Annotated in this window: 28 protein-coding genes; 14 read left to right on the top strand and 14 right to left on the bottom strand. The window is 74.1% G+C overall.

Annotated elements, in window-relative coordinates; translation table 11 throughout:
- Positions 1-51 precede the first annotated feature (51 nt).
- The 5 genes from ACO06A_RS07860 (at position 52) to ACO06A_RS07840 (ending at position 4,213) form a co-directional block, all read left to right on the top strand.
- Positions 52-693, top strand: coding sequence for a hypothetical protein (locus ACO06A_RS07860; RefSeq protein ID WP_421735455.1), 642 nt, complete (start codon positions 52-54; stop codon positions 691-693).
- Complete coding sequence (locus tag ACO06A_RS07855; RefSeq protein ID WP_421735454.1) at positions 686-988, top strand: transcriptional regulator; 303 nt, start codon at positions 686-688, stop codon at positions 986-988. Before ACO06A_RS07860 ends, ACO06A_RS07855 begins: the two co-directional genes overlap by 8 nt.
- Complete coding sequence (locus tag ACO06A_RS07850) at positions 985-1,887, top strand: ABC transporter ATP-binding protein (RefSeq protein ID WP_421735453.1); 903 nt, start codon at positions 985-987, stop codon at positions 1,885-1,887. The genes ACO06A_RS07855 and ACO06A_RS07850 overlap by 4 nt, the downstream gene beginning before the upstream one ends.
- Positions 1,884-2,657 (top strand): ABC transporter permease, encoded by a 774-nt coding sequence (locus tag ACO06A_RS07845; RefSeq protein ID WP_421735452.1) that lies wholly within the window; start codon positions 1,884-1,886, stop codon positions 2,655-2,657. Before ACO06A_RS07850 ends, ACO06A_RS07845 begins: the two co-directional genes overlap by 4 nt.
- Positions 2,658-2,785: 128 nt before the next feature.
- Positions 2,786-4,213, top strand: coding sequence for an ATP-binding protein (locus tag ACO06A_RS07840; RefSeq protein WP_421735451.1), 1,428 nt, complete (start codon positions 2,786-2,788; stop codon positions 4,211-4,213).
- Between the two features lie 36 nt (positions 4,214-4,249).
- Here ACO06A_RS07840 and ACO06A_RS07835 read toward each other — a convergent pair whose 3' ends face one another.
- From ACO06A_RS07835 to ACO06A_RS07825, 3 genes are read right to left on the bottom strand one after another with little or no spacing between them, the layout of a single operon-like run.
- Positions 4,250-6,601: a heavy metal translocating P-type ATPase gene (locus ACO06A_RS07835; RefSeq protein WP_421735450.1), complete on the bottom strand. Its 2,352-nt coding sequence runs from the start codon at positions 6,599-6,601 to the stop codon at positions 4,250-4,252.
- Positions 6,602-6,615: 14 nt separating this feature from the next.
- On the bottom strand, positions 6,616-6,858 hold the full coding sequence (locus ACO06A_RS07830) for a heavy-metal-associated domain-containing protein (RefSeq protein ID WP_421735449.1): 243 nt from the start codon (positions 6,856-6,858) through the stop codon (positions 6,616-6,618).
- 16 nt (positions 6,859-6,874) lie between these two features.
- Entirely contained in the window at positions 6,875-7,156 is a 282-nt protein-coding gene (locus ACO06A_RS07825; RefSeq protein WP_056086768.1) for a metal-sensitive transcriptional regulator, read from the bottom strand.
- Between the two features lie 93 nt (positions 7,157-7,249).
- Here ACO06A_RS07825 and ACO06A_RS07820 point away from each other — a divergent pair, with 93 nt between their 5' ends.
- A complete protein-coding gene (locus tag ACO06A_RS07820; RefSeq protein WP_421735448.1) occupies positions 7,250-7,708 on the top strand; it encodes an RrF2 family transcriptional regulator in 459 nt (152 codons plus the stop codon).
- A 6-nt stretch (positions 7,709-7,714) separates the two neighbouring features.
- On the opposite strand, the gene hemL is transcribed toward ACO06A_RS07820, so the two are convergent.
- The 6 genes from hemL to hemE all read right to left on the bottom strand — a co-directional run bounded on the left by hemL (position 7,715) and on the right by hemE (position 14,374).
- Positions 7,715-9,055 carry a glutamate-1-semialdehyde 2,1-aminomutase gene (gene hemL, locus ACO06A_RS07815; RefSeq protein WP_421735447.1) on the bottom strand — a complete coding sequence of 447 codons (1,341 nt, stop codon included), beginning with the start codon at positions 9,053-9,055 and terminating at the stop codon, positions 7,715-7,717.
- The gene (gene hemB, locus ACO06A_RS07810) at positions 9,052-10,041 is read right to left on the bottom strand and encodes a porphobilinogen synthase (protein WP_421735446.1); all 990 of its coding nucleotides are present in this window, start codon (positions 10,039-10,041) and stop codon (positions 9,052-9,054) included. The genes hemL and hemB overlap by 4 nt, the downstream gene beginning before the upstream one ends.
- The gene (locus ACO06A_RS07805; RefSeq protein WP_421735445.1) at positions 10,041-10,868 is read right to left on the bottom strand and encodes a uroporphyrinogen-III synthase; all 828 of its coding nucleotides are present in this window, start codon (positions 10,866-10,868) and stop codon (positions 10,041-10,043) included. The genes hemB and ACO06A_RS07805 overlap by 1 nt, the downstream gene beginning before the upstream one ends.
- The gene (gene hemC / locus ACO06A_RS07800; protein WP_421735444.1) at positions 10,865-11,836 is read right to left on the bottom strand and encodes a hydroxymethylbilane synthase; all 972 of its coding nucleotides are present in this window, start codon (positions 11,834-11,836) and stop codon (positions 10,865-10,867) included. The genes ACO06A_RS07805 and hemC overlap by 4 nt, the downstream gene beginning before the upstream one ends.
- A gap of 178 nt (positions 11,837-12,014) precedes the next feature.
- A complete protein-coding gene (locus tag ACO06A_RS07795; protein WP_421735443.1) occupies positions 12,015-13,307 on the bottom strand; it encodes a protoporphyrinogen/coproporphyrinogen oxidase in 1,293 nt (430 codons plus the stop codon).
- Positions 13,308-13,309: 2 nt separating this feature from the next.
- Positions 13,310-14,374: a uroporphyrinogen decarboxylase gene (gene hemE, locus ACO06A_RS07790; RefSeq protein ID WP_175349165.1), complete on the bottom strand. Its 1,065-nt coding sequence runs from the start codon at positions 14,372-14,374 to the stop codon at positions 13,310-13,312.
- A gap of 46 nt (positions 14,375-14,420) precedes the next feature.
- Here hemE and ACO06A_RS07785 point away from each other — a divergent pair, with 46 nt between their 5' ends.
- Positions 14,421-15,680 carry a glutamyl-tRNA reductase gene (locus ACO06A_RS07785; protein WP_421735442.1) on the top strand — a complete coding sequence of 420 codons (1,260 nt, stop codon included), beginning with the start codon at positions 14,421-14,423 and terminating at the stop codon, positions 15,678-15,680.
- A 194-nt stretch (positions 15,681-15,874) separates the two neighbouring features.
- On the opposite strand, the gene ACO06A_RS07780 is transcribed toward ACO06A_RS07785, so the two are convergent.
- The 4 genes from ACO06A_RS07780 to ACO06A_RS07765 form a co-directional block, all read right to left on the bottom strand.
- The gene (locus tag ACO06A_RS07780; protein ID WP_210768312.1) at positions 15,875-16,729 is read right to left on the bottom strand and encodes a hypothetical protein; all 855 of its coding nucleotides are present in this window, start codon (positions 16,727-16,729) and stop codon (positions 15,875-15,877) included.
- A gap of 246 nt (positions 16,730-16,975) precedes the next feature.
- Positions 16,976-18,406 carry an adenylosuccinate lyase gene (gene purB / locus ACO06A_RS07775; protein WP_421735441.1) on the bottom strand — a complete coding sequence of 477 codons (1,431 nt, stop codon included), beginning with the start codon at positions 18,404-18,406 and terminating at the stop codon, positions 16,976-16,978.
- A 52-nt stretch (positions 18,407-18,458) separates the two neighbouring features.
- A complete protein-coding gene (locus ACO06A_RS07770; RefSeq protein ID WP_421735440.1) occupies positions 18,459-18,833 on the bottom strand; it encodes a type II toxin-antitoxin system death-on-curing family toxin in 375 nt (124 codons plus the stop codon).
- Entirely contained in the window at positions 18,830-19,033 is a 204-nt protein-coding gene (locus ACO06A_RS07765; RefSeq protein ID WP_421735439.1) for a DUF1778 domain-containing protein, read from the bottom strand. The genes ACO06A_RS07770 and ACO06A_RS07765 overlap by 4 nt, the downstream gene beginning before the upstream one ends.
- Before the next feature lie 138 nt (positions 19,034-19,171).
- Here ACO06A_RS07765 and ACO06A_RS07760 point away from each other — a divergent pair, with 138 nt between their 5' ends.
- The 7 genes from ACO06A_RS07760 to ACO06A_RS07730 all read left to right on the top strand — a co-directional run bounded on the left by ACO06A_RS07760 (position 19,172) and on the right by ACO06A_RS07730 (position 24,943).
- On the top strand, positions 19,172-19,894 hold the full coding sequence (locus tag ACO06A_RS07760) for a DUF4129 domain-containing protein (RefSeq protein ID WP_421735438.1): 723 nt from the start codon (positions 19,172-19,174) through the stop codon (positions 19,892-19,894).
- Entirely contained in the window at positions 19,891-20,379 is a 489-nt protein-coding gene (locus ACO06A_RS07755) for a hypothetical protein (protein ID WP_421735437.1), read from the top strand. The genes ACO06A_RS07760 and ACO06A_RS07755 overlap by 4 nt, the downstream gene beginning before the upstream one ends.
- Entirely contained in the window at positions 20,372-21,352 is a 981-nt protein-coding gene (locus ACO06A_RS07750; protein ID WP_421735436.1) for an AAA family ATPase, read from the top strand. Before ACO06A_RS07755 ends, ACO06A_RS07750 begins: the two co-directional genes overlap by 8 nt.
- Entirely contained in the window at positions 21,349-22,620 is a 1,272-nt protein-coding gene (locus ACO06A_RS07745; RefSeq protein ID WP_421735435.1) for a DUF58 domain-containing protein, read from the top strand. The genes ACO06A_RS07750 and ACO06A_RS07745 overlap by 4 nt, the downstream gene beginning before the upstream one ends.
- Positions 22,617-23,132: a hypothetical protein gene (locus ACO06A_RS07740; RefSeq protein ID WP_421735434.1), complete on the top strand. Its 516-nt coding sequence runs from the start codon at positions 22,617-22,619 to the stop codon at positions 23,130-23,132. Before ACO06A_RS07745 ends, ACO06A_RS07740 begins: the two co-directional genes overlap by 4 nt.
- 69 nt (positions 23,133-23,201) lie before the next feature.
- Positions 23,202-23,447 (top strand): hypothetical protein, encoded by a 246-nt coding sequence (locus ACO06A_RS07735; RefSeq protein WP_421735433.1) that lies wholly within the window; start codon positions 23,202-23,204, stop codon positions 23,445-23,447.
- Entirely contained in the window at positions 23,444-24,943 is a 1,500-nt protein-coding gene (locus ACO06A_RS07730; RefSeq protein WP_421735432.1) for a hypothetical protein, read from the top strand. Before ACO06A_RS07735 ends, ACO06A_RS07730 begins: the two co-directional genes overlap by 4 nt.
- Here ACO06A_RS07730 and ACO06A_RS07725 read toward each other — a convergent pair.
- Entirely contained in the window at positions 24,933-25,343 is a 411-nt protein-coding gene (locus tag ACO06A_RS07725; RefSeq protein ID WP_175349176.1) for a phage holin family protein, read from the bottom strand. The genes ACO06A_RS07730 and ACO06A_RS07725 overlap by 11 nt on opposite strands.
- Positions 25,344-25,381 lie beyond the last annotated feature (38 nt).

The following is a 25,381-nucleotide window of genomic DNA, read 5'->3' as shown; positions in this document are numbered from 1 at the left end:
TCAGGACGGATCGCGACAAACTACTTTGTGATACAAACCCGGGAGGACCCGATGACGACCGAGCAGCCGCGTGACGCGACCCCGGCCGGTGCGGACGAGGCGCCGGACCCGGCGGACGCCCTCGCGATCATCGCCGCGCAGCGTGCCCGGGCCGAGAGCACCCGCCCGTCGAGCACCTGGATCTTCGGGCTCTGGGGCGCCGCTTGGTTGGTCGGCTACGGCGCCATGTGGCTGACGGCCCGCGACGACGACAGGCCGTCGTGGCCCGCCGTCGTCGTCGCGATCGGCCTCGGGGTGGTGGCCGTGGTGCTGACGATCGTGCACGTGCTGCGCAGGACGCACGGGATCGCCGGCGCCGGGGCGCGCCAGGGGGCGCTCTACGGCTGGGCGTGGCCCATCGGGTTCCTCGCGCAGAGCCTGATCGTCGCCGGGCTGGGCCGGGCGGGGGCGTCGGACGAGGTGACCGGGCTGGCGGCCAACGCGATCGCTGCGCTGGTGGTGGGCCTGCTGTACCTCGCGGGCGGCATGCTCTGGCAGGACACGCCGATGTACGTGATCGGCGGCTGGATGGCGCTGGTCGGGGCGGCCGCCGCGCTCACCGGGCTGCCGGCGTCCTACCTGGTCATGGCGCTCGCGGGCGGGGGCGGGATGCTCGCGCTCGGCCTCGTCACGCGGATCCGGTCCCGTGCCTGACGAGCAGCTCGACCCCGTCATCCACGCACAGGCCAGGCTCCGGGTCGTGGCCACGCTGGCCTCGCTCGGTGCGCACGACCGCATCTCCTTCCCGCGGCTGCAGAAGCTGCTCGACATGACCGCGGGGAACCTGTCCACCCATCTGCGCCGGCTCGAGGAGGCGGACTACGTGCAGATCACGAAGACCCATGAGGGCCGGACCCCGGCCACCTACGTGGAGCTGACGCTGGCCGGACGGCTCGCGTTCGAGAGGTACACGCAGTCGCTGCGTGCACTGTTGGGAGGAACGTCATGACCACCGTCGTGGAGCTCGAGGGCGTCACCCGGACGTTCGGGGCGGTGACCGCGCTGGACGACGTGTCCCTGACGGTCGGCGAGGGGGAGCTGGTCGGGCTGCTCGGTCCCAACGGCGCGGGCAAGACCACGCTGCTCAGCCTGGTCAGCGGCCTGCGCAAGGCCGACTCCGGCACGGTCCGGCTGTTCGGCGGCGACCCCCGCAACGCCTCGTCACGGATCGCGCTGGGGACCACGCCGCAGGAGACCGGGCTGCCGCCGACGCTGACGGTCGGGGAGGTCGTGGACCTCGTCGCGAGGCACTACCCCGCTCCCATGACGCGGGCCGAGGTGCTCGCGCGGTTCGGGCTCGAGGAGCTGGTCGCGCGGCAGACGGGCGGCCTGTCCGGCGGGCAGAAGCGGCGGCTCGCCGTGGCGCTCGCGCTGGTGGGCCGGCCGCGGCTGGTGCTCCTGGACGAGCCGACCACCGGGCTCGACGTGGAGGCGCGGCACATCCTGTGGCAGGCGCTGCGCGACTACCACGCGGACGGCGCGACCGTGCTGCTGACCAGCCACTACCTGGAGGAGATCGAGGCGCTCGCGGAGCGGGTGGTGGTCATCGGCGAGGGTCGGGTGCTGGCCGACGACACCCTGACCTCGGTGCTCGGGCTCGTCGGGCTGCGCCGCGTGATCTTCTCCGTGCCGCGTGGGGACGCGGTCGACCTGGCGCGGCTGCCCGGCGCGGCCAGCGCGCAGCAGGGCGGCGACGGGCGCTGGACCGTGCTCGCGTCGGACGCGGACCGCGTGGTGCGTGCCCTCGTCGAGCAGGCCGTGCCGTTCGAGGGCCTGGAGGTACGCGGTGCCTCGCTGGAGGAGGCGTTCCTCACGCTCACGCACAAGAAGGAGGAGGTCGTCCGATGAGCACCGTGCTCGCCCCACGCCCGTTCTGGTCGCTGGCCGTCCTGCACGCCAGGTTCCAGTTCCTGGAGACCATCCGCATCCCCATCGCGGTGATCGGCAACCTGCTGTTCCCGTCGCTGGCGCTGCTGTTCTTCGTCATCCCGCAGCGGGCGGTCGCCGACGACCCGGGGATCGCCACCGCCGCGATCGCGCAGCTCGGGGTGTTCGCGGTGATGTCCACGTGCCTGTTCTCGTTCGGCGTGGGCGTCTCCGAGGATCGCGCGCTGCCGTTCGACCCGTTCCTGCGCACGCTGCCGGCCGGCGCCGGACCGCGGCTGGTCGGGCGCGTGCTCAACGGCGTCCTCTGGTCCTACCTCGCCCTGGTGCCGCTGGTCCTGCTCGGCACGTTCCTCACGGCGGCCACGCTCACCCCGGCCCAGGCGGTGGCGGCGATCGCCATGGTCCCCGCCGTCGCAGTGCCGTTCCTGCTGCTCGGGCTCGCGATCGGGTACCGGCTGAGCTCCAAGGCCGCGATCGCGGTGGTCCAGGCGACCCTGTTCCCCCTCGCGTTCGCCGGCGGGCTGTTCCTGCCGCCGGAGGCGTTCCCGGGGTGGCTGGACACCCTGTCGAAGTTCCTGCCGTCGCGGGCCGCCCGTGACCTGGCCGTGCAGGCGGTGACCGGGTACGAGGCCTACGCGGGGGCTCTCGTGGTGATCCTCGCGTGGACAGCGGTGTTCGCGGCCCTCGCCGTGACGGCGTACCGCCGCGACGAGGGCCGCCGGTTCCACTGAGTGGTCCCGGGCGCCTCGCTGACCTCGAGGTGCGATCGCGAGCCAGCCAGCGATCAGGTTCGGAACTCTCCCTCATCATACTATGGTGATCCATAGTATGATGAAACGAAGTCAACTTCAGGAGAGTCATGAGCTTCATCGGACGCGAGCGCGAGCTCGCCGACCTGACCGGGCAGCTGGACACGGTGCGTGCAGGCCGGCGCGCTGACCCGGGCGTGGCCGTGATGATCCGAGGGCGGCGACGCATCGGCAAGTCTCGGCTGGTCGATGAGCTGACGCGGCGCTCCGGGGTTCCGTTCGCCTACTTCCAGGCGGCACGCAACGCCCCGGTTGGGGATGAGCTGTCCTCGTTCGCGTGGTCGGTCGCGACGTCGACGCTACCGAACGCTGCGGTTGCGGCGGGGAACACACCGCAGTCGTTGACCGCTGCGCTGACCTTGCTCGATGCGGCACTCGACGACCAACCGGCGATCGTCGTCATCGACGAGCTGCCGTGGCTGCTCGAGCAGATCGGTGGGGGAGCGGGGGAGCTCCAGCGTGTGTGGGACACGCGCCTGTCGAAGAAGCCAGTCCTGTTGCTGCTGCTCGGGTCCGACCTGGCGATGATGGAACAGCTGATGGCACCCGACCAGCCGTTCTACGGTCGCGCGACCGAGATGAACCTGGGCGCGCTCACCCCCACCGACATCGGACACATGGTCGGCGCTGTCGACGCCATGGCGGCGTTCGATGCCTACCTGGTCACCGGCGGGCTGCCGTTGGTCGCCCAGGAGTGGGAGCACGGCGAGTCGTTGACCTCGTTCCTCGAGCGGTCGTTCGCATCCTCGACGTCCGCGCTGGTCGTCTCCGGCGGTCGAGCCTTGGATGCGGAGTTCCCTGAGGCGTCGATCTCACGACGCGTCCTGACAGCGATCGGCGGCAAGGGGGAGCGGACCTTCACCGGTATCCAGAACGACGGCGCGAACGACGCGATGAACGCCAGCACCCTGACCGCGACGCTGCGGGCCCTGACCGACAAGCGCATCGTCGCGGCCGACGAACCGCTGTCGGCGAAGCAGGCGGCGAAGAATCGCCGGTACCGCATCGACGACCCCGCCTTGCGGTTCTGGCTCGCGTTCGTCGATCCGGCCCTCGGCGAAGTTGATCGGGCCCGTCCCGACCTGGCGCTGGCACGCGTCGAACTCAGCTTCACGTCCTGGCGTGGGCGCGCCATCGAACCTGTCGTTCGCGCCAGCCTCGAACGCCTGCTGCCCGACGAGAGGTGGCCTCAGGTGCAGAAGGTCGGCGGGTGGTGGCCACGCAACAACACCCCCGAGATCGACCTCGTCGGTGCGACTCGCCACCACGAGGTCCAGTTCGCCGGCACGATCACGTGGCGCAGCTCGCCGCTGACCGCGCGCGACGTCACCGACCTGTCCGTCGACGCGACCTCCATCCCTGGCGTCGGCGTCGGCACGGCGCTGGTCGCGGTCTGCCCCGGTGGCGCCGACCCGAGCGCGCGCGATGACCTCGCCCAGGTATGGAGTGCCCGCGACCTGCTCGCTGCGTGGCCCTGACGGTGCAGCAGCTGGAGGACATGGGGGCGTGGACGGCTACGCGAACCGGCGCAGCCTGAGCGAGTTCCCGACCACCAGCACCGACGAGAGCGCCATCGCGGCGCCCGCGATCATCGGGTTGAGCAGGCCGAGCGCGGCCAGCGGGATCGCGGCGACGTTGTAGGCGAACGCCCAGAACAGGTTCTGCTTGATCACCCGCAGGGTGCGCCGGGACAGCCGGATCGCGTCGCCGGCGGAGCGCAGGTCGCCGCGGACCAGCGTGATGTCGGCCGCCTCGATCGCCACGTCCGTGCCGGTGCCCATGGCCAGGCCGAGGTCGGCCGTGGCCAGGGCGGCGGCGTCGTTGACCCCGTCGCCGACCATCGCGACGCGAGCGCCCTCGGCCTGCAGCCGGGTCACCACGGCGACCTTGTCGGCGGGCAGCACGTGGGCGATGACGTCGTCCTCGGAGATCCCGACCTCGCGCGCGGCGGCGCGGGCCGCGCCCGCGTTGTCGCCCGTGAGCAGGACCGGCCTCAGGCCGAGCGTGCGGAGCTCGGCGACCGCCTGCGCGGAGGTCGCCTTGACCGGGTCGCGCAGCACCAGCACGCCGCGCGGCGAGCCGTCCCAGGCGACCATGACCGCGGTGGCGCCGTCGGCCTCGGCGGCGTCGAACGGGTCCCGGAAGGTGGTCGGGTCGATGCCCTGCTCCGTCAGCCACGCGGGCTTCCCGACGAGGACCCGACGGCCCAGGCCGACGCCCGCGTGCGCGGTGCGGACCACGCCGGAGACGCCGTGCCCGGCCTCGGCGCGGAAGTCGAGCACCTGGTCGGAGCCGATGATGACGCCGTCGCCCCCGGTCGGTCCGTCGGTCCGTCCCGCGGCGGCCGCGACGGCCTGGCCGATGGGGTGCTCGGCCAGCTGCTCGACCGCGGCGGCGTACCGCAGCACGTCGTCCCCGCCGATGACCTGGACCAGCGCCATCCGCCCCTCGGTGACCGTGCCGGTCTTGTCCAGCACGATGGTGTCGACGGCGCGGGTCTGCTCGAGGACCTCCGGGCCCTTGATGAGGATGCCCAGCTGCGCGCCGCGGCCGGTGCCGACCAGCAGCGCGGTGGGCGTGGCCAGGCCGAGGGCGCAGGGGCACGCGATGATCAGCACGGCGACCGCCGCGGTGAACGCCGCCTGCACGCCCGAGCCGGTCAGCAGCCAGGCCGCCAGCGTGCCGAGCGCGAGGACCAGCACGACGGGCACGAACACCGCGGAGATCCGGTCGGCCAGCCGCTGCACGGGGGCCTTGCCGGTCTGCGCGGCCGCGACGAGCCGGCCGATCTGCGCCAGGCGCGTCTCGGCGCCCACGCGGGTGGCCCGCACGACCAGCGCGCCGGAGGTGTTCATGGTCGCCCCGGTGACCTCGTCGCCGGGGCCGACGTCGACCGGCACGGGCTCGCCCGTGAGCAGCGAGGTGTCCAGCGCTGAGGTGCCGCTGACCACCAGCCCGTCGGTGGCCACCTTCTCCCCCGGACGCACGACGAACTCGTTCCCGACCACCAGGCAGTCGATGGGGACGCGCCGCTCGATGCCGTCGACCAGCAGCGACACGTCCTTGGCGCCCAGGTCCAGCAGCGCGCGCAGGGCGTCGCCCGCGCGGCGGCGCGACCGGTGCTCGGCGTACCGGCCGGCCAGCAGGAACGTGGTGACGACGGCCGCGACCTCGAAGTACAGCTCAGGGACCGCCATGCCCTCCTCGGCCGCCCGGGGCCAGAGCGTGGGCGTCATGGTCGTGCCGAGCTCGCCGGCGCCGCCGAGCAGGAGGGCCCACAGGGACCACGCCGTCGCGGCGATGATGCCGATGGAGACCAGCGTGTCCATGGTCGAGGCGCCGTGCCGGGCGGCCCGGAACGCGGCGCGGTGGAACGGCCAGGCGGCCCAGGTGACCACGGGCAGGGCCAGCGCGGCGACGACCCACTGCCAGCCGGTGAACTGGAGTGCGGGGATCATCGAGATCAGCAGGACGGGGACCGTGAGCACCGCCGCGACGCGCAGCCTGCTGCGCAGCTCGGTGCCGCGGGTGTCGGTGGGGGCCGAGGTGTCCTCGTCGGGGTCCATGTCGTGGCCGGGCGCCATCGAGTGCCCGGACAGGGCGTGCTCGATCGGGTCCATGTCGGCGTGGTGCGGGTGCTGCTGGTGGGGCGGGGTGACGACCGTGGCGCCGTAGCCGGCGGCGCGGACCGCGGCGACCAGGTCCTCCGTGGCGGTCGGCCCGTCGACCCGCACGTGCGCCGACTCCAGCGGCAGGTTCACGGTCGCCTCGACACCCGGCAGCCGGTTCAGCTTCTTCTCGACGCGCGCGACGCAGGAGGCGCAGGTCATGCCCTCGATCGCGAGATCGACGGTCCGCTCGCTCACAGCAGCCTTGTCGGTCACAGCAAGGACCTCCGCGGGGTGACGGCGTAGCCGGCCTCGACGATCGCCGCCGCGATCGCGTCGTCGGCCAGGGGCGCGTCGGAGACGACGGAGACGGTCGACGACCCGCCGACCACCAGCTGGACCGTGACGTCCTTGACGCTGGGGACGGCGGACAGCTCGGAGGTGACCGCGGAGACGCAGTGGCCGCAGGTCATGCCGTCGACGCCGAACGTGGTGGTGATCGTGGTGGTGCTCATGGTGGTGCTCCTTCGATCAGCTGCGGACGAGGCGGGCGATGGCGTCGGAGGCTTCCTTCACCTTCGCCGCTCCCTCCTCGGGGGACTGGCGGGCGGCGTCGACGACGCAGTGCGCGAGGTGGTCCTCGACCAGGCCGATGCTCACGGCCTGGAGGGCCTTCGTCACCGCGGCGACCTGGGTGAGGATGTCGATGCAGTACACGTCCTCGTCGACCATCCGGGCGATGCCGCGCACCTGACCCTCCACCCGGCGCAGGCGCTTGAGGTAGTCGTCCTTGGCGTCCGTGTAGCCGTGCATGGGGGCCTCTTTCGTCGTCGAGCGGGTGCTCTTTGCGCAACACGATACCCCCATGGGGTATTCCCGACGCTGCCGGGGGGCAGAATCAGCGGCATGCGGGTCTCGGCGAAGGCGGACTATGCGGTGCGGGCGTGTGCCGAGCTGGCGGCGTCCCCTCACGGGGACCCGGTGCGCGCTGACGACCTGGCCGGTGGGCAGCAGCTCCCCGTCGCGTTCCTGGAGCGGATCCTCGGTGACCTGCGGCGCGGCGGTGTGGTGTCCAGCGTCCGCGGTCGGTCCGGCGGCTACCGGCTGGCGCGGCCGGCCGACGAGATCACGCTGGCCGACGTCATCCGCGCGGTGGACGGTCCCCTGGTGACGGTGCGCGACGAGCGGCCCACCGCGCTCGAGTACGGCGGGTCGGCGGAGGCGCTCCTCCAGGTGTGGGTCGCGCTGCGCGTGAGCGTCCGCGACGTGCTCGACCAGGTGACCCTCGCGGCCCTGGTCTCCGGGGAGCTCCCCCCGCACGTGAGCGAGCTCGGCGCCCGCGAGGACGCCTGGGTCAACCCGTAAGGACGGTCAGTCCGTCGGTGCGGTCGCCTGGGCGGCCGCGCGGACGGCTGCGGGCAGGGCCGACACGATCCGGTCCACCGCGGCGTCGTCGTGCGCGGCCGAGACGAACCACGCCTCGAACGGCGACGGCGGCGCGTACACCCCGGACTCCAGCAGCGAGTGGAAGAACGGCGCGTACCGCCACGACTCGGTGGCCAGGACGGCGTCGTAGTTCCGAGCCCCGTGCGCGGCGGCGTCGGCCCCGAAGAACGTGCTGAACAGGTTCCCGGCCCACTGGATCGCGTGCGGCAGACCCTCGGCGGACAGGGCGGCGCCCAGCTCCGCGCGCAGCTGCGTCGAGACGGCGTCGACCCGGGCGTACACGTCCATGTCGGCCAGCCGCAGCGTCGCCAGGCCCGCGGCCGTCGCCACCGGGTTCCCGGACAGCGTGCCTGCCTGGTAGACGGGGCCGACGGGGGCCAGCAGCGCCATGACGTCCCGGCGCCCACCGACCGCGGCGACCGGCAGGCCGCCGCCGATGACCTTGCCGAACGTGTGCAGGTCCGCCGACCAGCCCTCGCGCAGGCCCTCGAGCCCCCACCAGCCGGAGTACCCGACCCGGAACCCGGTGAGGACCTCGTCCTGGATGAGCAGCGCGCCGTGCAGGAGCGTGAGGCGGCGGAGGTTGGCGTTGAACCCGGGCAGCGGCGGGACGACGCCCATGTTGGCGGGCGCCGCCTCGGTGATCACCGCGGCGATGCGGTCGCCGTGCTCGGCGAACGCGGCCTCGAGGGCCTCGACGTCGTTGTACGGGACCACGATCGTCTCGGCGGCGACCGCGGCCGAGACGCCGGCCGAGTCGGGCAGGCCGAGGGTCGCGACGCCGGACCCGGCCGAGGCCAGGAGCGCGTCGACGTGGCCGTGGTAGCAGCCGGCGAACTTCACGATGAGGTCCCGCCCGGTGAACGCACGAGCGAGACGCAGGGCGGTCATGGTGGCCTCGGTGCCGGTGGACACCAGGCGCACCTTCTCGGCCGGGGGGACCCGCGAGCGGATCTCGTCGACCAGGTCCACCTCGGTGACCGTGGGTGCGCCGAAGCTCAGACCGTGTCCGGCGGCCTCGCGGACGGCCTCCACGACCTCGGGGTGCGCGTGGCCGAGGAGGGCCGGGCCCCAGGAGCCGACCAGGTCGACGTACTCGTTGCCGTCGACGTCCGTGACGTAGGCGCCCTTCGCGGACGCGAGGAACCGGGGCGTGCCGCCGACGTTGCCGTAGGCGCGCACGGGCGAGTTGACGCCGCCGGGGATGACGGCTTGCGCGCGCGTGAACGCGGTCTCGCTCGTCGTCGCGTGGGTGGTGACGCTCATCGGTTCTCCTCTGCCAGCCAGCCGGCCAGCTCTGTCGCGCTGTACGTAAGCACGTGATCGGCACCGGCGCGCCGGATGCTGAGCACGGACTCCAGGATCGCCCGTCTGCGCTCGATCCAACCTCGCGCGGCGGCGGCCTCGATCATGGCGTATTCGCCGGACACCTGGTAGGCCGCGACCGGAACTGACGACATCGCGGCCACGTCGGCCAGGATGTCGAGGTACGCCAGGGCCGGCTTGACCATGACGATGTCGGCGCCCTCCGCGATGTCGAGGGCCACCTCGCGGACGGCCTCGCGGCGGTTCGCGGGGTCCATCTGGTACGTCCGGCGGTCGCCCTCGAGCTGCGACTCGACCGCGTCGCGGAACGGTCCGTAGAAGGCCGACGCGTACTTGGCGGCGTAGGCCAGCACGGCGACGTCGTCGCGACCGGCGGCGTCCAGGGCGTCGCGCACGTACCCGACCTGGCCGTCCATCATGCCGCTGAGGCCCACCAGGTGGGCGCCCGCCTCCGCCTGCGCGAGGGCCATCTCCGCGTACCGCACCAGGGTCGCGTCGTTGTCCACGGCCCCGTCCGGCGTGAGCACCCCGCAGTGCCCGTGGTCGGTGAACTCGTCGAGGCACAGGTCGGCCTGGACGACGAGCGCGTTGCCCACCTCGGCGACCGTGTCCGCGATGGCGAGGTTGAGGATGCCGCCGGGGTCCGTGGCCTGCGACCCGACCGTGTCCCGCACCGTGGGGATGGCGAAGAGCATCACGCCGCCGAGCCCAGCGCCGGCCGCCTCGGCGACCGCCTTGCGCAGCGAGTCGCGGGTGTGCTGGTAGACGCCGGGCATCGAGCTGATCTCGCGGGGCTCGGGCAGCCCCTCCTTGACGAACACCGGGAGCACCAGCTGCGCGGGGTCGAGGCGAGTCTCGGCGGTCAGGCGGCGCAGCGCCGGGGTGGCGCGCAGGCGCCGGGGGCGGATCCGGCGTGCGTCCGTCATCAGAGCTCCTCGGGGCTGGGGATCGGGCCGGGCAGCACGGTGGTGACCGCGCGGGTCAGGGCGTCGACCATGCCGAGCATCGTCTGCTCGGTCGCGATCCCCGCCAGCGGCAGACCCAGGCGGGCGGCCTCGGCGGCGGTCGACGGGCCGATGCCGATCATCAGCGTGGTCGTCGGGGGCGTGCCCAGGCGCGCGGCGAGCTCCCGGACGGTGCTCGCCGACGTGAGCAGCGCCGCGCGGATGGTGCCGTCGGTCCAGGCCTCGCGGACGTCGTCGGGGGGCGGTGCCGCGGAGACCGTGCGGTACGCGACGACGTCGGTGACCTCCCAGCCGCGGTCGCGCAGCCCGTCGGTGACCGTCGCCGCCGCCAGGTCGCCGCGCGGGAACAGCACGCGGGCTGGCTCGGCGGGCTCCGGCCACGCCTCGACCAGGGCGCGGGACGAGGACTGGCCGCGCGGCACCAGGTCGGGCTCGACGCCCGCCTCACGCAGCGCGCGAGCGGTACCGGGGCCGACGGCGGCGACGCGCACCTTCCCGTCGGCAAGCAGCTGCGTCAGGCTGCCGGCGCTCTCCTGCGCGCGGTCCACGAGCACCGGGACCGCGGCTGCGCTGGTGAGCACGAGCCACCCGTACCACCCGGACTCCAGGGCGAGCAGGGCGTCGTCCAGGTCGGTCGGGTCCTCGGGGGGCACGGTCTCGATGAGGGGCACGACGACCGCCTCGGCACCGGCGGCGGCCAGCGCGACCTCGGCGGGGCTGCGGCCGGCCGACGGACGGGGGACCAGCACGCGCCAGCCGGACAGCGGGAGCACGGGGGTCGCAGTCATCGGACGGCACCCAGGACGGCGAGGTCGGCGGCGCCGGCGGCCAGGAGCGTCTCGGCCAGCTCCACGCCCAGGCGTCGTGCGTCGTCCAGGCTGTCCGTGCCGAGGGTGGTCGCCGCGCCGCGGCGCAGGGACGCGGAACCGTCGGGGCGGGCGATCACGGCCTCGAGGCTCAGCGACCGGCCGTGGTCGGCCAGCTGGGCGACGGCGCCGATGGGCGCGGCACAGCCGGCCTCGAGGCGGGCGAGCAGGGCGCGCTCGGCGACGACGGCCAGGTGGGTGGGCCGGTGGTCGAGCGCGCGCAGGGCCGCGTCGAGCGGGGTGCCGGGCACGCGGTCGGCGGTGCGGACCTCGACCGCCAGGGCGCCCTGTCCGGGCGCGGGGGCCATGACGTCCACCGCGAACGTCTCGGTGACCGCGTCGAGGCGGCCCAGCCGGGCCAGACCGGCGCGTGCCAGGACCACCGCGTCGAGGTCGCCGGTACCGCTGCGGGCGCCCGCCACGCGCCCGAGGCGGGTGTCGACGTTGCCGCGGATGTCCACGACCACGAGGTCCGGGCGGGCGGCGAGCAGCTGGGCGGCCCGGCGGGGGGACCCGGTGCCGACGGTGGCGCCCTGGGGGAGGCCGGCCAGGGTCAGGCCGTCGCGGGCGCAGAGGGCGTCGCTGGGGTCCTCGCGCAGCGGTACGACGACAGAGATGCCGTCGACGTCGCCCGTCGGCAGGTCCTTGAGCGAGTGCACCGCGACGTCGCAGCGGCCGTCGAGCAGGGCGTCGCGCAGCGCGGTCACGAAGACGCCGGTTCCGCCCAGGCTCTGGAGCGAGCCGGTCAGCCGGTCGCCGTCCGTACGGACCCGGACGGTCTCGAGCGTGAGGTCGCCGCGCCCCAGAGTGGTGAGGGCGTCGACCACGTGGCCGGTCTGGGTGAGCGCGAGGGCGCTCGCGCGGGTCCCGACCCGCACGTGCTGGAGCATGCCGTCAGTGTCCCTCTCCGTCGCGGGGATGTCGAAGTGCGAGAGAAGTCCGGGGACTTCCGAGAGAAACTGTGACGCGGTGGTGACAGCCTGTCAGAAAATATCCGCGGAGAATGTGACCTGCGACATTCTTCCACCGTTGACGACGCGTTGTCAGAAAATGACGAAAGAAATTCGGTCAGATCACCGAGAGCGCCGCGGCGCGGGCATCGGGGATCACCGACGCGAGCCCGTTGCCGGCCACCCAGGCGCCGCAGACGGCCACGCCGGGGAGCGCGTCCACCGCCGCCCGGACGTCCGCCACCACCTGCGCGTGCTCGGCGCTCGGCCGGGGGAGGGCCTGCGTCCACCGGACGGTCGCCTGCCCGACCAGCTGGTCCCGGGTCAGCGGGGTGCCCAGCAGCGTCGCCGCGTCGCGCAGGGCCAGGTCCACGTCGGGCTCTGGGGCGTCGACGCCCGCCCGGCCGTACGACAGCCGGACGACGTGCCGCCCGGGGCCGGCCGCACGGGCGAGCCAGGCCCACTTGGCGGTGCCGTGCGTGAGCGCCTTGGCGGTGACGTCGGTGGCCTCGCGCGCGACGAGCACCCCGGTGCCGCGCGGTGCCGCGTCGAGCGCGGGGGCATCGAGCACGAGGGTGACCAGCGTGACCTGCGCGCCCGGGTCGGGGCTGCCGACCGAGAGGCCGAGCAGGTCCACGGCGGACGGCGTGGCGAGCACCCAGCGGTCCGTGTGCTCGTCGTCCAGGGACGTGACGGTCGCGTGCGTGCGGACCGTGCCGCCGTGCGCCTCGATGTCCGCGACGAGGGCATCCACGAGCACGTGCAGCCCGCCGTCGATCCCCTGCACGGCCGAGCCGGCGGGTGCCGAGGCGCGCAGGCTCTTGACCGCCCGGGAGAGGGAGCCGCGCTCGCGGCGGAGGGCGTCGGGCAGGCCCGGGGAGACCGCGTCGATGGCGAGATCGTCGGGATCCGCCGCGTGCACGCCACCGACCACCGGCCGGACCAGGCGGTCCAGCACCCGGGCGCCCATGCGCCGCCGGACCAGGTCCCCGAGCGTGTCCGCGCTGGAGGGCGGGAGGACCAGGTCGAGGCTCGCGCGCAGCGCGCCGAGCGGTCCGAGCGTGCGGCGCACGTCGGCCGCCCACGGATCCGCGGGGATGCCGAGCAGGCCGGTGCGCGGCAGCGGGCCGTCGCCGTGCGGCAGGTGCACCCAGGAGCCGTGCGGCTCGGGCGTACGGACGCGGTCGGTCAGTCCGAGCTCGTCGAGCAGCGCCGTCACCGTGCCGCCGCGCGTGGCGTACGACTCGGCGCCGGCATCGAGCCGCAGCCCGGCGACCGTGTGCCCGCGGACCGCCCCGCCGGGTGCGTCGCGCCCCTCGAGCACGAGCGTGCGCAGGCCCTGGTGGACCAGCTCCCGCGCGGCGACGAGGCCCGCGATCCCGCCGCCGACGACGACCGCGTCCCAGGTCATCGTCAGATCTCGTGGACCAGCTGGGCCACCCGCGTGAGGACGGTCGGGTCGGTCTCCGGGGGCACCCCGTGACCGAGGTTCACCACGTGCCCGGGCGCCACCGACCCGCGCGCGACGACGTCGCGGACGTGCGCCTCCAGCACCGGCCAGGGGGCGGCCAGCAGGGCGGGGTCGATGTTGCCCTGGAGCGGCGTGGTGCCGCCGAGCCGCCGGTTCGCCTCGTCCAGCGGCAGGCGGTAGTCGACGCCGATGACGTCCGCGCCCACGTCCCGCATGGCACCGAGCAGCTCGCTGGTCCCGGTGCCGAAGTGGACCTTCTTCACGCCCAGGTCCTGCACGTGGCTCAGCGCGCGGGCCGACGCCGGCGCGACGTGGGCCGTGTAGTCGGCCAGGCCGAGCGAGCCCGCCCACGAGTCGAAGAGCTGGGTCGCGCTCGCTCCGGCCAGCACCTGCGCGCGCAGGAAGGCCCCGGTGACGTCCGCGGCCCACTCGGTGAGCGCGGTCCACGTGGCGGGGTCGGCGTGCATGAGGGTGCGGGCGGCCAGGTGGTCGCGTGACGGCCCGCCCTCGACCAGGTAGGCGGCGAGCGTGAAGGGCGCTCCCGCGAAGCCGATGAGGGGCGTGGAGCCGAGGGCCGCGACCGTCAGCGCGACGCCGTCCGAGACCGGCTGGAGCGCCTGCGGGGTCAGCGGGCCGAGGTCGCGCAGGCGCGCCACGTCGTCGGCCGTCCGGACCGCGGAGCCCATCACGGGTCCGACGCCGGGCTTGATCTCCACGTCGACGCCCGCGAGCTTGAGGGGCACGACGATGTCCGAGAAGAAGATCGCCGCGTCCACGTCGTGCCGACGCACCGGCTGCAGGGTGATCTCGCTGGCCAGCGCCGGGTCCAGGCAGGCGTCCAGCATGGCCGTGCCGACGCGCGCCTCGCGGTACTCGGGCAGGGACCGTCCGGCCTGCCGCATGAACCACACAGGCCGGCGCGCGGGCCGCTCGCCGGAATAGGCACGCACGAGCGAAGAATTCTCCGTGCGGCCGTCGACGAGGGGGTGCGAGGAAGGAAGGATCACGGGTTCGATTGTGCCGGACAATTGTCGAGATGATTAACTCGGGGACGTGGTGCTGCTGTCCCTCGCTGCCAGCCACCACGACCTCGACCTCGATGTGCTGGAACGTCTCTCGTCGGACGTGCAGGCCGTCGCGTCCGAGCTCGTGGGCTCGGTCGCGTCCGTGTCCGGTGCCGTCGTCCTGGCGACGTGCAACCGGTTCGAGCTGTACCTGGAGGTCGACGACGCCGCCGACACCCCGTCCGCCCTGGCCACCGCAGCCGTCGCCGTCGCCGGCCGCTCCGGCTACACCGCCGACCAGGTCTCCGGCCACCTCCGCGTGCGCACCGGGACCGACGCTGCCGCCCACCTGTTCTCCGTCGCCAGCGGCCTCGACTCCATGGTGGTCGGCGAGCGCGAGATCGCCGGTCAGGTCCGCCGCGCGCTGACCAGCGCCCGCCGCGACCGCACCACCACCTCCGGCCTCGAGTCCCTGTTCCAGGCGGCCTCGCGCGTCTCGCGCTCGGTCGAGAGCCGGACCGGGCTCGGCGCCACCGGACGCTCGGTGGTCGGCGTCGCGCTGGACATCGCCGAGCAGCACCTGCCCGACTGGTCCGCCGTGCGCTGCGTGCTCATCGGCACCGGCTCCTACGCGGGGGCCTCGCTTGCCGCGCTCAAGGCCCGGGGTGCGCGCGACATCCGCGTCTACTCCGCCTCCGGCCGCGCCGGCTCGTTCGCGGCCGCCCGCGGCGTCCGGTCGCTGCCGGCGTCGGCCGACCTCGCGGCCGAGGTGTCCGACGTGGACCTCGTGGTCGCGTGCAGCGGGGCCGCGGGTGCCGTGCTCGGCGTCGACGCGCTCGCCGCCGCGCGCGTCGGGACGCCCGCCTCGCTCACCGTGGTCGACCTCGCGCTCCGGCACGACGTCGACCCCGGCGTCCGCACGCTGCCTGGCGTCCGGCTCGTCAGCCTGCACACCGTCGCCGAGCAGGCCCCCGCCGAGCACGCCGCGGTGCGTGCCGCGCACGAGGTCGTCGAGGCCGCCGCCGAGGCGTACGAGGCGGACCGTCGGGTGCGCGAGTGGAACCCGGCCGTCGTCGCGGAGCGGACCCGCGTGCTCGGCGGGCTCGAGGCCGGCCTGAGCGCGCTGCCCACCGGGCTCCGCGACGAGCGCGCCGAGCGGGCCTTGCGTCGTCGCACCCGTGCGGCGCTGCACGCACCGACCGTCCGCGCCCGCGAGGCGGCCCGCGCCGGCGACGCGGCGACGTACGCGGTCGCGCTGACGGAGCTGGCGTCGATCCCGGTGCCGACCGTGGTGGCCGACGCGCACTGAGCCTGCTCGGGCGCTGACCGTGTCCTGGTGATCGCTCAGAGGACGGAGACCGAGCTCGACGACATGGTCGTCGGCGATCCCGAGGTGGAGCGTGCCGGGCCTGGACGGGGGGGAGGGCCAGGCCCGGCACGCGTTCCGCGAGGGTCACAGCAGCTGTGGCGTGACCCTGGTGAGGAACCCTCGGGACGATGCGCTCAGGAGCGCACCACCTGCTGTCGGGGGGCAGCAGGTCCGGGGGCCCAGGTGTGAGGGACCACCTGGTTGGTCTGGATGTCGGTCAGCTCGGCGGCGTAGACGATGCCCTCGTACACGCCGGCCTCGACGCGGTTGAGGTGCAGGCGCTCGGCGCGCTCGATGTCGTCGCCGAGGTGCGAGATGCGGGCCACGACGTAGCGCTGGGCGTCCTGCCACTGGTCGACGACCCGGACGCTCAGGCCGTTCCAGCGGGCCGTCAGGTCCAGCTCGAACAGCTCGGTGACGTCCTCGCGGGCCACGCGGCGGTACCAGCGGCCCGACGGCGACTGGTGGAACCCGGTCTCGGCCAGCGGGGGGTTGGCCAGGGCGAGGACCACGGTGTGGCCGTTGTCGACCACGTCGGCCTCGAGGTAGGCGCCGTGCCACTTGGCGACGGGCCCGACGCAGCGGGACAGGGAGGCGAGCGAGGGGCGGGGGGCACCCAGCTGCGTGACGGTCCAGCCGGCACCGACGTCGCCGTAGCGGGCCAGGAGCGTGGACGTGCCGTTGTCGTAGATGCGGATGAGCTCGGCGCCCGGGGGGATGCGGGAGTGGCGGAGCCACCACAGCGGAAGGATGTAGCCCGGGACGTCGCGGTACTGGAGCTGCGGCGACGACTCGAAGCGCAGCACGTCGATCGAGCGGTCGTACGGGCTGAAGGGGGAGCCCTCATAACCCAGGCCGTGCACCTCGAACAGCTGGGCCGGAGTCGTCGCGAAGGCGACGTCCTCGGCGCGCACCACGTACCCCGCCAGACGATCGTGCCCCGCGGTGAGGTGAGCGCGGGTGAGCGCTGGCGTGATCGCCTTCTGCATGAGCGTCACGATGGGCTTCCTTGCCAGAAAAGGGATGAACCGGATGTTTCCGACCGGTCGGTGCACGATTGTGCAACCCAAATAGGGCACGTGTCCAGGAGGGATCACTCATTTGAGTGAAGATGCAGGTCAGAGGCCCTGAGAGCGGTTCCGTCGAACCGATTCGTCTTCCGACGAAGAGCAGGCATAAGTGGCGAAGTGGACGCCTAGCGTTCACCCGAACGGCCTAGTTGCTCTGGCGGTCCGTCAGGCGTCGAGGTATACGACCAGATCGCCCGCGAGTCCCGTGTACGACGCGGGCGTGAGGGCGGCGAGGCGCGCGGCGACGTCGTCGGGAAGCCCGAGCCCGCCGATGAACTCGCGCATGTCGGCGGCCGTCAGTCGGCGGCCCCGGGTGAGCTCCTTGAGCCGCTCGTACGGGTTCTCCATGCCGGTCACGCCGGCCACCGACGCGGCGCGCATGGCCGACTGGACGGGCTCGCCGAGCGTCTCCCAGTTCTCGTCTAGCTCGCGCGCCAGCAGGGCCGTGTCGACCGAGAGCGCGCGCAGACCGCGGGCCACGTTGTCGATGGCCAGCAGCGAGTGCCCGAACGCGGGACCGATGTTGCGCTGCGTGGTGGAGTCGGTGAGGTCGCGCTGGAGGCGGCTGGTCACCAGGGTGCTGGCCAGGGCGTCCAGCAGGGCCGACGAGAGCTCCAGGTTGGCCTCGGCGTTCTCGAACCGGATCGGGTTCACCTTGTGCGGCATGGTCGAGCTGCCGGTGGCACCCGCGACGGGGATCTGGATGAAGACCCCGCGCGAGATGTACGTCCACACGTCGGTGGCCAGGTTGTGCAGCACGCGGTTGAACCGGGCGACGTCGGCGTACAGCTCGGCCTGCCAGTCGTGCGACTCGATCTGCGTGGTCAGCGGGTTCCAGGTCAGGCCCAGGTGCTCGACGAACGCCTTGCTGACCGCGGGCCAGTCCGCCCCCGGGACCGCGACGACGTGCGCGCCGTACGTGCCGGTCGCGCCGTTGAGCTTGCCCAGGTACTCGTCGGACGCGATCCGCCGCAGCTGCCGCCGCAGCCGGTGCGCGAGGACCGCGAGCTCCTTGCCGAGCGTCGTCGGCGTCGCCGGCTGCCCGTGCGTCAGGGCCAGCATCGGCTGGTCCTTGAGCTCGTGCGCGAGCGCCGCGACCTGGTCGACGAGGGCGGTCGCGGCCGGCGCCCAGACGTCCCGCACCGCACCGCGGACCATCAGCGCGTACGACAGGTTGTTGATGTCCTCGCTCGTGCACGCGAAGTGCACCAGCTCGCCGACGTCCCGCAGAGCCGACCCCTCGGGCGCGGCCGCGAGCCGGCTCTTGAGGAAGTACTCGACGGCCTTGACGTCGTGCACGGTGATCTTCTCGATCGCGGCCAGCTCGGCGACCTCGTCGGGCCCGAAGGTGTCGACGACGTCGCGCAGGTACTGCTCGTCCGCCGCCGTGAGCGTGGGGGCACCCGGGACGACCGGGCTTCCCGAGTACCCCGCCAGGTGGATCAGCCACTCGACCTCGACGTGCACCCGCTCGCGGTTGAGGGCCGCCTCGCTCAGGTGGTCGACCAGCGGCGCGACGGCGGCGCGGTAGCGACCGTCGAGCGGGCCGAGCGCGATGGGGGGCGTGACGTCCGCGAGCCGGACACGAGAAGGCATGGGGCCAGTGTCCCAGAGCGGCCCGGTCGCGTGCGGCGGTGTCCGAGGACGGTCAGCGCTCGCGAGCGTGCCCGTGCAACCACTCCGCGATCCGCGAGAGTGGCACGTGGTCGCCGCCGACCTCGCGGATGAACCGGTCCCCCTCGGCCGCGTCGACCACGAGGTCCCAGCCGAACAGGTCGTAGAACCGCGCGACGAGCAGCCAGGAGAGGCGCTTGTTCCCGTCGATCAGCGCGTGTGACCGGTTCACGGCGTCGAGCAGCGCGGCGGCCTTGGCGTCGAGCCCGACGTAGGCCTCGACGCCCCACACGATCTGCGCGGGCCGCTCGAGCGCGGACGCGAGCGCACCCGGGTCCCGGACGTGCAGGGACAGGACCTCGCAGATCAGTGACGCGGTATCGAGAGTCGGGTAGAGGTACTCGCTCACTGCGCGAGCAGGTCGAGCAGCGCGCGGTCACGCTCGATCAGGCGAGCGATCGCGTCGCGGTCGGACTCGGCACGCACGTGACGCGCGGCGCGATCACGGATGGCCAGGACGACGACGTCGTTCATCGAGCGGTGCTCGAGCTCCGCCTGCTCGCGCAGGAGCTGGGTGTCCTCGTCGCTCAGCCGCAAGGTCAGTGCCACGTTCCAGGCCTCCTGGTATCAAGGTGATACCAGTGTCGGACCTGCGCGTCGTCGGGGTCAACCGGGAAGCCCTGTCGTCCTGGTCAGTAGCCTGGGCGCACCGACGCGTCCCGTCGGTTCCCGACGACGAGGAGCCCCGTGGCACCGCAGACCCGCAGGCCCAGCGCGGTCCTGCTGGTCGGCGCGTTCGTGGTGGTGGCGGTCATCGGCGCGGCTCTGGCGGGTCCGTTCCGGCTCGGCCAGCGCAACGCGGGCGGTGCGCCCTTCACGCTCCCTCCGCCGGTGCTCGCGACCAACATCCCCACCCCGATGCCCTCGGAGACACCCCTCGACGGCGAGCGGATGTCGATGGAGGCCCAGCGCTGGATCTACCTGCTGGTCATCGCGGTGATCGGGGCGCTGCTGGTGATCGGGGTCGCCATGCTGGTCCGGCGGATCCGGGCGCTGCGGGAGCGGCGTGCGCCGCACGAGGTGGACTCCGCCGTGCCGGACATCGCGCTGGTGGGTGACGTGCTGGACGGCGCGACGCCCGCGCTGCGGGAGGGCGTCCGGCGGGCCGCGCAGGTGCTCGAGGACGAGGTGCCGCCCGGTGACGCGGTGATCGCGGCCTGGGTCGCGCTGGAGGCGTCGGCGGAGCGCAGCGGGCTGGTGCGCGACCGCGCGCAGACGGCGACGGAGTTCACGGTCGAGGTGCTCGACGCCACGCGGGCGGACCCGGACGCGACGCGTGCGCTCTTGCAGCTGTACCTGGCGGCGCGGTACTCCGAGCACGTGCTCACCGCGGGGGACGTCGCGCGCGCCAGGGAGAGCCTGGCCGCGATCGCCGACGATCTCGGGCGACGGGCCGAGGAGGACGCATGAGGTGGTGGGACTGGCGCCCGCTCGCCGGCTTCGGCGCCGGCTTCGTCGCGGCGTGGGCGGCCGGGCTGATCGTGCAGACGTCCGCGCTGCTCGGCCTCATGGTCGCGGCCGGGGTGCTGCTGCTCACGCGCCTGGACGGCACCCCGGATCCGGGGTGGACCCGCGACCGGCTGGACCGCCGGCACGGTGCGCGCGGCGAGGTGCAGGACCTGGCGTGGGCGATGGTCGGGCGCGACGGGCGGATCGGTGAGCGCGTGCTGCGGCGGCTGCGTGAGGTGGCCAGGAGCCGGCTCGCGCGGCACGGGCTGACGGTCGACGATCCCGAGACCGAGGCCCTGCTGGGCACCCGCGCCGTCCGCACCCTGACCCGCACCGCTGCGCCGCTGCCGACGGTCGCCGACGTGAAGTACACCCTCGACGTGCTCGACCGCCTCGGACCGAGGCGTGCCACCCCGAACGACGATGGAGCCCCCGCCGATGACTGAGCAGCCCACCGCCCTGACCGTCGCGCAGGTCGCAGACCGCGGGAGCGCGGTCCTCGACGAGGTCGCGACGCTCGTCGTCGGCATGCGCGAGCCCCTGAAGGTCGCGCTCGCGGCCATCCTCGGCGGCGGCCACGTGCTGTTCGAGGACGTGCCCGGCCTCGGCAAGACGCTGGCGGCCCGGAGCCTGGCCACCGCGCTCGGGCTCGCGTTCCGGCGGGTGCAGTGCACGCCCGACCTGCTGCCGTCGGACATCACCGGGTCCAGCGTCTTCGACCCGGCGACGGCGTCGTTCCTGTTCCGTCCCGGGCCGGTCTTCGCGGGCCTGCTCCTGGCCGACGAGATCAACCGGACCGCCCCGAAGACGCAGTCGGCGCTGCTGGAGGCGATGGCCGAACGGCAGGTGACGGTCGACGGGGAGACGTACCCGCTGCCGGACCCGTTCCACGTGGTCGCGACGTCCAACCCGGTGGAGTACGAGGGCACCTACCCCCTGCCGGAGGCGCAGCTCGACCGGTTCATGGTCCGCGTGGCGGTCGGCTACCCGGAGCGCGACGCCGAGGTCGACGTGCTGTCGCGACGGCTCGCGCGGCGGCAGGAGATGGGCTCGGTGCGGACCGTGGTCGACGCCGCCACGCTGCGCGCGATGCAGGCGGGCGTCGAGGAGGTCACGGTCGACGGCGACATCCTGCGGTACTGCGTCGACCTCGCGGCGGCCACCCGCACGCACGACGCCGTCGAGGTGGGTGCCTCGCCGCGCGGCTCGCAGGCGCTGGTGCTCGTCGCGCGCTCGCTCGCCGTGCTGAGCGGCCGGGACTTCGTCACCCCCGAGGACGTCAAGGCGGTCGCCGTCCCCGCGCTGGCGCACCGCCTCTCCCTGACCCCGCAGGCGTGGGCCACCGGCACGGCGCCGCAGAAGGTCGTGGCGGACGTGCTGACGCGGGTGGCGGGGCCGACGACGGCGCGACGCGGATGATCTGGGAACGCTCGCGGGCGACTGCCGCCGGGGTCGTCGTCGGCCTCGCGCTGGTCGCCGTCGGGGCGCTGGCCGGCCGACCGGACGTCGCGGTGCTCGGCGCGGCACCGCTGGTGGCGGGGGTGTGGGACTGGCGTCGCCGGCCCTCGACGGACCCGACCGTGCGGCTGGAGGCGTCGGACGAGCCGCCCGCCGCCGGGAGCCTGCGCGCCGACATCGTGACCACCGCGCCCACGGACGTGCTCGTCGGGGTGCGCAGGGGCGTGCGTGTCCTCGCCGAGGCGTGGGTGCGGGTCGACCGCTCGCGGCGGCTCCCGCTCGTGGTGCGCACGGTCCGGACCGGCCCGCAGGAGGTGGCGTTCGTCGACGTGCAGGGCGTCGGACCCGGCGCGGCCAGCGTGTCGGAGCCCAGCCCGGCCGCGTCGCGGTCCGCCCTCGTGCTGCCCGCCCCGCGACCGCTCGGCGACCTGCCGCTGCCCCCACGGCTGCGCGGGCTCACCGGCGCCCACGAGTCCCGACGACCCGGCGAGGGCGGCGGGCTGCGCGACGTGCACCCGTTCTCCCCCGGCGACCGGCTGCGGAGGATCGACTGGCGCGTCACCGCCCGCCGCGCCCCCGACCTGCACGAGCTCTACGTCCGGCGGGAGCACGCGCTCGCGGAGGCGGTCGTCGTGCTCGTCGTGGACTCGCGCGACGACGTCGGGCCCGACCCGATGACCTGGCGCGGCTCGACCCCGGCGAAGGCGGAGGACCCGACGTCCCTGGACCTGGCCCGGCAGGCGGCGACGTCCGCGGCGCAGGGGTTCCTCGACCTGGGCGACCGCGTCGGGCTCGACGACCTCGGCGCGCTCCGCCGACCGCTCCCGCCCGGCGGTGGGCGCCGGCAGCTGGACCGCATCCGGCACGCGCTGGCCCTGACCCGGCCGGAGGGCGACCCGCTGCGGCGGCTGCGCGCCCCACAGATCCCGTCGGGCGCGCTGGTCCTGCTCTTCTCCACGTTCCTCGACGACGAGGCCGCCCTGGTGGCCTCCGTCTGGCGGCGTGCCGGGCACCGCGTGATCGCGGTCGACGTGCTGCCCACCCTGCGCGAACGCCAGCTGGGGGAGCGCGAACGGTTGGCGATGCGGCTGATCCGGATGGCTCGCGAGGACCGGCTGGCCGAGCTGGTGGACCTCGACGTCGAGCTGGTCACGTGGCGCGACCAGCCGCACATCGCACTCGCGTCGCTGGCTCGCCGGGCGCAGCGGCGGGCGGGGGCGTCACGATGAGCGAGGTCACGCTGGAGCTGGACCGACCGGTGCCCGCGTGGGCGCTGCGCGCGTCCCTGGCGCTCCTGTCGGCGGCCACGCTGGCGGTGGCGTTCGCCGGCACCGGTCCGCGCCCGCCCGCGGTGCTCGACGTCGGCTTCGTCGCCCTGGTCGGGGCCGCCGTGCTCGTCCCGGGGCTCGGTCTGGCCGCGCTCGTGGTGCTCGTCGCCGGGACGCGGCTGCTCGTCGGCGACCCGCCCGCGCTCGCCGTGGTGATGGTCCTCGTCCTGCTGGTGCACCTGACCCTGTGGGCGGGGGCGGTCTGCGCGCGGACGTCCTGGCGGACGAGGGTCGAGGTCGCCGTCCTCGTGCGCGGGCTGCGTGAGGTGGCGGTCGTGCAGGTGGGCGCCCAGCTGCTGGCCGTGGTGGCGATGCTGCTGGTCGGCGTCTCGGAGAGCGACCTCTGGCGCGCGGCGGCCCTGGTGGCCGCCCTCACGCTCGCCGCGGTGATGCTTCCGCGACCGAACGCCTGATCCGCCCACAGCCCCCGCGCACGCACAGGTCGGGTCCACGGATCCGCCGGGCTTCGTAGCGTCCTGCGCATGCACCGTGACGACGGACTTCCCCTCGTGCTCCGGGCCCTGGACGACGTCGAGGCCGCGACCCACGCGCTGCGCGGCGCCGCACAGACCGAGTGGTGCTCCGACGCCGCCGACCGGTTCCGCATCGCCGTGGAGGAGGCCACGGTGTGCGTCGCGCGGGTGCGCACGGTGATCGAGCGGACCGTGCAGCCGGTCGCGGCGAGCGACCTGGAGGCGACGTCGCTCGCCCCGGCGTGGTACCAGTGAGCGCGCCGACCGACTGGGCCACCGGGTACCGCGTTCTCGGCGGCCCCGGGCCGACCGTCGCCGACCTCGACGAGCTCACCTTCGCGTGCCGGCTGCTGGAGGGCGCCGCGGACCGGCTCGACGCAGCGGCATGGGCCCTCGGTCAGGCATCGCTGGGGTGCTCCGTGACCCCGGTCGGTGGCGAGGCGCGGCGCGCGCTGGCCGATGCTCGGGAGGGGCCCGACTCCCCGGGTCGGGTCGCCGACCACCTGCGGGACCTGGCCGCCGCGCTGCGACGCGTGGTCGAGGTCTACACGGAGGCCGAGTCGATGGCGCACCGGGCCCTGCGGGTGGGTGTCGTCACCGCGGCCTCGCAGCTCGGCGAGCATCCGGTCGTCGTGGGCCTCCTCGGTGCCGCCGGCGTCGTGCTCGGGGTGGCCGCGGTCGGCAGCGTGGTCGCGGGCGGCGTCGGGCGCTCCGTGCTCCTGCGCCGGCCCGACCCGGTGCTCCCCTGGCTCGCGCGGCGCCTGGGCCCGCCGGCGCGTGAGATTCCGGGGATGCTCACGGCCGACGGCCGCGCGGAGCTGGCCATCCTCGCGGTCGGCTCATTCGTGCGCTCGGCGGCGCCGGGGCGGCAGATCCCCACGCTCCGGCCCGTGCAGGACGCCGCCGGGCTCCTGTCCGGTCTGCTGCCGCCGGCCGGTCCCACGGCTCTCGTGGTGCGGGCGCACCCGCCCCAGCTGCCCGTGCCACGGACGACCGCGGGAGTGCTGGCCAACGTGGGCAGGAGCTACCAGGGCGGCACGGAGACCGGTCTGGCGGGCACCCCCACGGGCGTCATCTCGGTGCAGCAGCTCACGCACCCCGACGGCACGCGCGCCTGGATCATCGAGATCCCGGGCACGGAGAGCTGGCTGCCGAACGACCTGACGCCGTTGGACGCGACCACCGACCTGCGGCTGCTCGCCGCGCTGTCGGACGACGTGACGGACGCGGTGCTGGACTCGATGCGGCGCGCGGGGATCGGGGCCGACGAGCCGGTGATGCTCGCGGGGCACAGCCTGGGCGGGATGGCCGCCGTGTCGGTCGCCGCGGCCGTCGGGAGCACGTACACCGTGCGCGCCGTCGTCACGGCGGGCAGCCCGGACCTGGCCCGGTCTGCACCCGCCGGCGTGGAGGTCCGGCACTACCGGCACACGGGCGACGCCGTCCCCCAGCTCGACGGGACGCCGGACACGACTGTCGGCCGGGTGACGGTGGTGACGCGCGACCTGGACGTGACGGGCGGCCCGCCGGTGTCCGACCCGGTGGGGGCGCACGCGATCGCGCGGTACGTCGAGACCGCGGACGTCGCCGACCGTGAGCTGGCGGGCAGCCCGGGCATGCGGGCGTTCGACGCCGCCGTCGCGGACGTGCTCGGTCCGCCCGGCACCACCGGAGTGACCCGGCAGTTCCAGGCGACGCGGGACCCGGCGCTCGTCGCCGCGCAGCCGCCGACGGTGCGGCCTAGTAGCTGACCTCGGTCGACGACGAGCTCCGCGTGCGGTCGCCGGGGATCAGGACCGAGAGGACGAGGCTGACGATCGAGACGATGATCGCGCCCCAGCAGGCGGTGCCGAAGTTGTCGATCCGCAGACCCCAGCTGGTCGCCTCGGTGATCCACGCGGTGAGCATGAGCATGAGCGCGTTCACGATGATGGTGAACAGGCCGAGCGTGAGGATGTACAGCGGGATCGAGATGAACGCGACGATCGGCTTGACGATCGCGTTGACCAGACCGAAGACCAGCGCGATGAGCAGGATGATCCCGAGGGTCTCCCAGTTGCTGTCGCCGCCGACGATGTGGAGCCCCGGCAGGATCAGCGTCGCGAACCAGAGGGCGACGGCGTTGATGAGGACGCGGACGAGGAAGGCCATGCGGTCGATCCTGCCACCGCAGGCAGGGGCGTGGTCGA

This window comes from Cellulomonas sp., assembly GCF_965229465.1.
In the GTDB taxonomy this organism is placed as follows: Bacteria; Actinomycetota; Actinomycetes; order Actinomycetales; family Cellulomonadaceae; genus Cellulomonas.
The sequence above is the reverse complement of the archived record's forward strand: the minus strand, read 5'-3'. Positions and strand labels throughout refer to the sequence as shown.

What these genes read in the sequence shown, in the direction of transcription:
- hemB (WP_421735446.1), bottom strand. Translation starts at nt 10,041, where the DNA reads ATGACGGACGCACGCCGGATCCGCCCCCGGCGCCTGCGCGCCACCCCG.
- hemC (WP_421735444.1), bottom strand. Translation starts at nt 11,836, where the DNA reads ATGCTCCAGCACGTGCGGGTCGGGACCCGCGCGAGCGCCCTCGCGCTC.
- ACO06A_RS07795 (WP_421735443.1), bottom strand. Translation starts at nt 13,307, where the DNA reads ATGACCTGGGACGCGGTCGTCGTCGGCGGCGGGATCGCGGGCCTCGTC.
- ACO06A_RS07820 (WP_421735448.1), top strand. Translation starts at nt 7,250, where the DNA reads ATGCGGGTCTCGGCGAAGGCGGACTATGCGGTGCGGGCGTGTGCCGAG.
- ACO06A_RS07845 (WP_421735452.1), top strand. Translation starts at nt 1,884, where the DNA reads ATGAGCACCGTGCTCGCCCCACGCCCGTTCTGGTCGCTGGCCGTCCTG.
- ACO06A_RS07735 (WP_421735433.1), top strand. Translation starts at nt 23,202, where the DNA reads ATGCACCGTGACGACGGACTTCCCCTCGTGCTCCGGGCCCTGGACGAC.
- ACO06A_RS07745 (WP_421735435.1), top strand. Translation starts at nt 21,349, where the DNA reads ATGATCTGGGAACGCTCGCGGGCGACTGCCGCCGGGGTCGTCGTCGGC.
- ACO06A_RS07805 (WP_421735445.1), bottom strand. Translation starts at nt 10,868, where the DNA reads ATGACTGCGACCCCCGTGCTCCCGCTGTCCGGCTGGCGCGTGCTGGTC.
- ACO06A_RS07825 (WP_056086768.1), bottom strand. Translation starts at nt 7,156, where the DNA reads ATGCACGGCTACACGGACGCCAAGGACGACTACCTCAAGCGCCTGCGC.
- ACO06A_RS07780 (WP_210768312.1), bottom strand. Translation starts at nt 16,729, where the DNA reads ATGCAGAAGGCGATCACGCCAGCGCTCACCCGCGCTCACCTCACCGCG.
- purB (WP_421735441.1), bottom strand. Translation starts at nt 18,406, where the DNA reads ATGCCTTCTCGTGTCCGGCTCGCGGACGTCACGCCCCCCATCGCGCTC.
- ACO06A_RS07860 (WP_421735455.1), top strand. Translation starts at nt 52, where the DNA reads ATGACGACCGAGCAGCCGCGTGACGCGACCCCGGCCGGTGCGGACGAG.
- hemL (WP_421735447.1), bottom strand. Translation starts at nt 9,055, where the DNA reads ATGAGCGTCACCACCCACGCGACGACGAGCGAGACCGCGTTCACGCGC.
- ACO06A_RS07755 (WP_421735437.1), top strand. Translation starts at nt 19,891, where the DNA reads ATGAGGTGGTGGGACTGGCGCCCGCTCGCCGGCTTCGGCGCCGGCTTC.
- ACO06A_RS07830 (WP_421735449.1), bottom strand. Translation starts at nt 6,858, where the DNA reads ATGAGCACCACCACGATCACCACCACGTTCGGCGTCGACGGCATGACC.
- ACO06A_RS07725 (WP_175349176.1), bottom strand. Translation starts at nt 25,343, where the DNA reads ATGGCCTTCCTCGTCCGCGTCCTCATCAACGCCGTCGCCCTCTGGTTC.
- ACO06A_RS07740 (WP_421735434.1), top strand. Translation starts at nt 22,617, where the DNA reads ATGAGCGAGGTCACGCTGGAGCTGGACCGACCGGTGCCCGCGTGGGCG.
- ACO06A_RS07750 (WP_421735436.1), top strand. Translation starts at nt 20,372, where the DNA reads ATGACTGAGCAGCCCACCGCCCTGACCGTCGCGCAGGTCGCAGACCGC.
- ACO06A_RS07840 (WP_421735451.1), top strand. Translation starts at nt 2,786, where the DNA reads ATGAGCTTCATCGGACGCGAGCGCGAGCTCGCCGACCTGACCGGGCAG.
- ACO06A_RS07850 (WP_421735453.1), top strand. Translation starts at nt 985, where the DNA reads ATGACCACCGTCGTGGAGCTCGAGGGCGTCACCCGGACGTTCGGGGCG.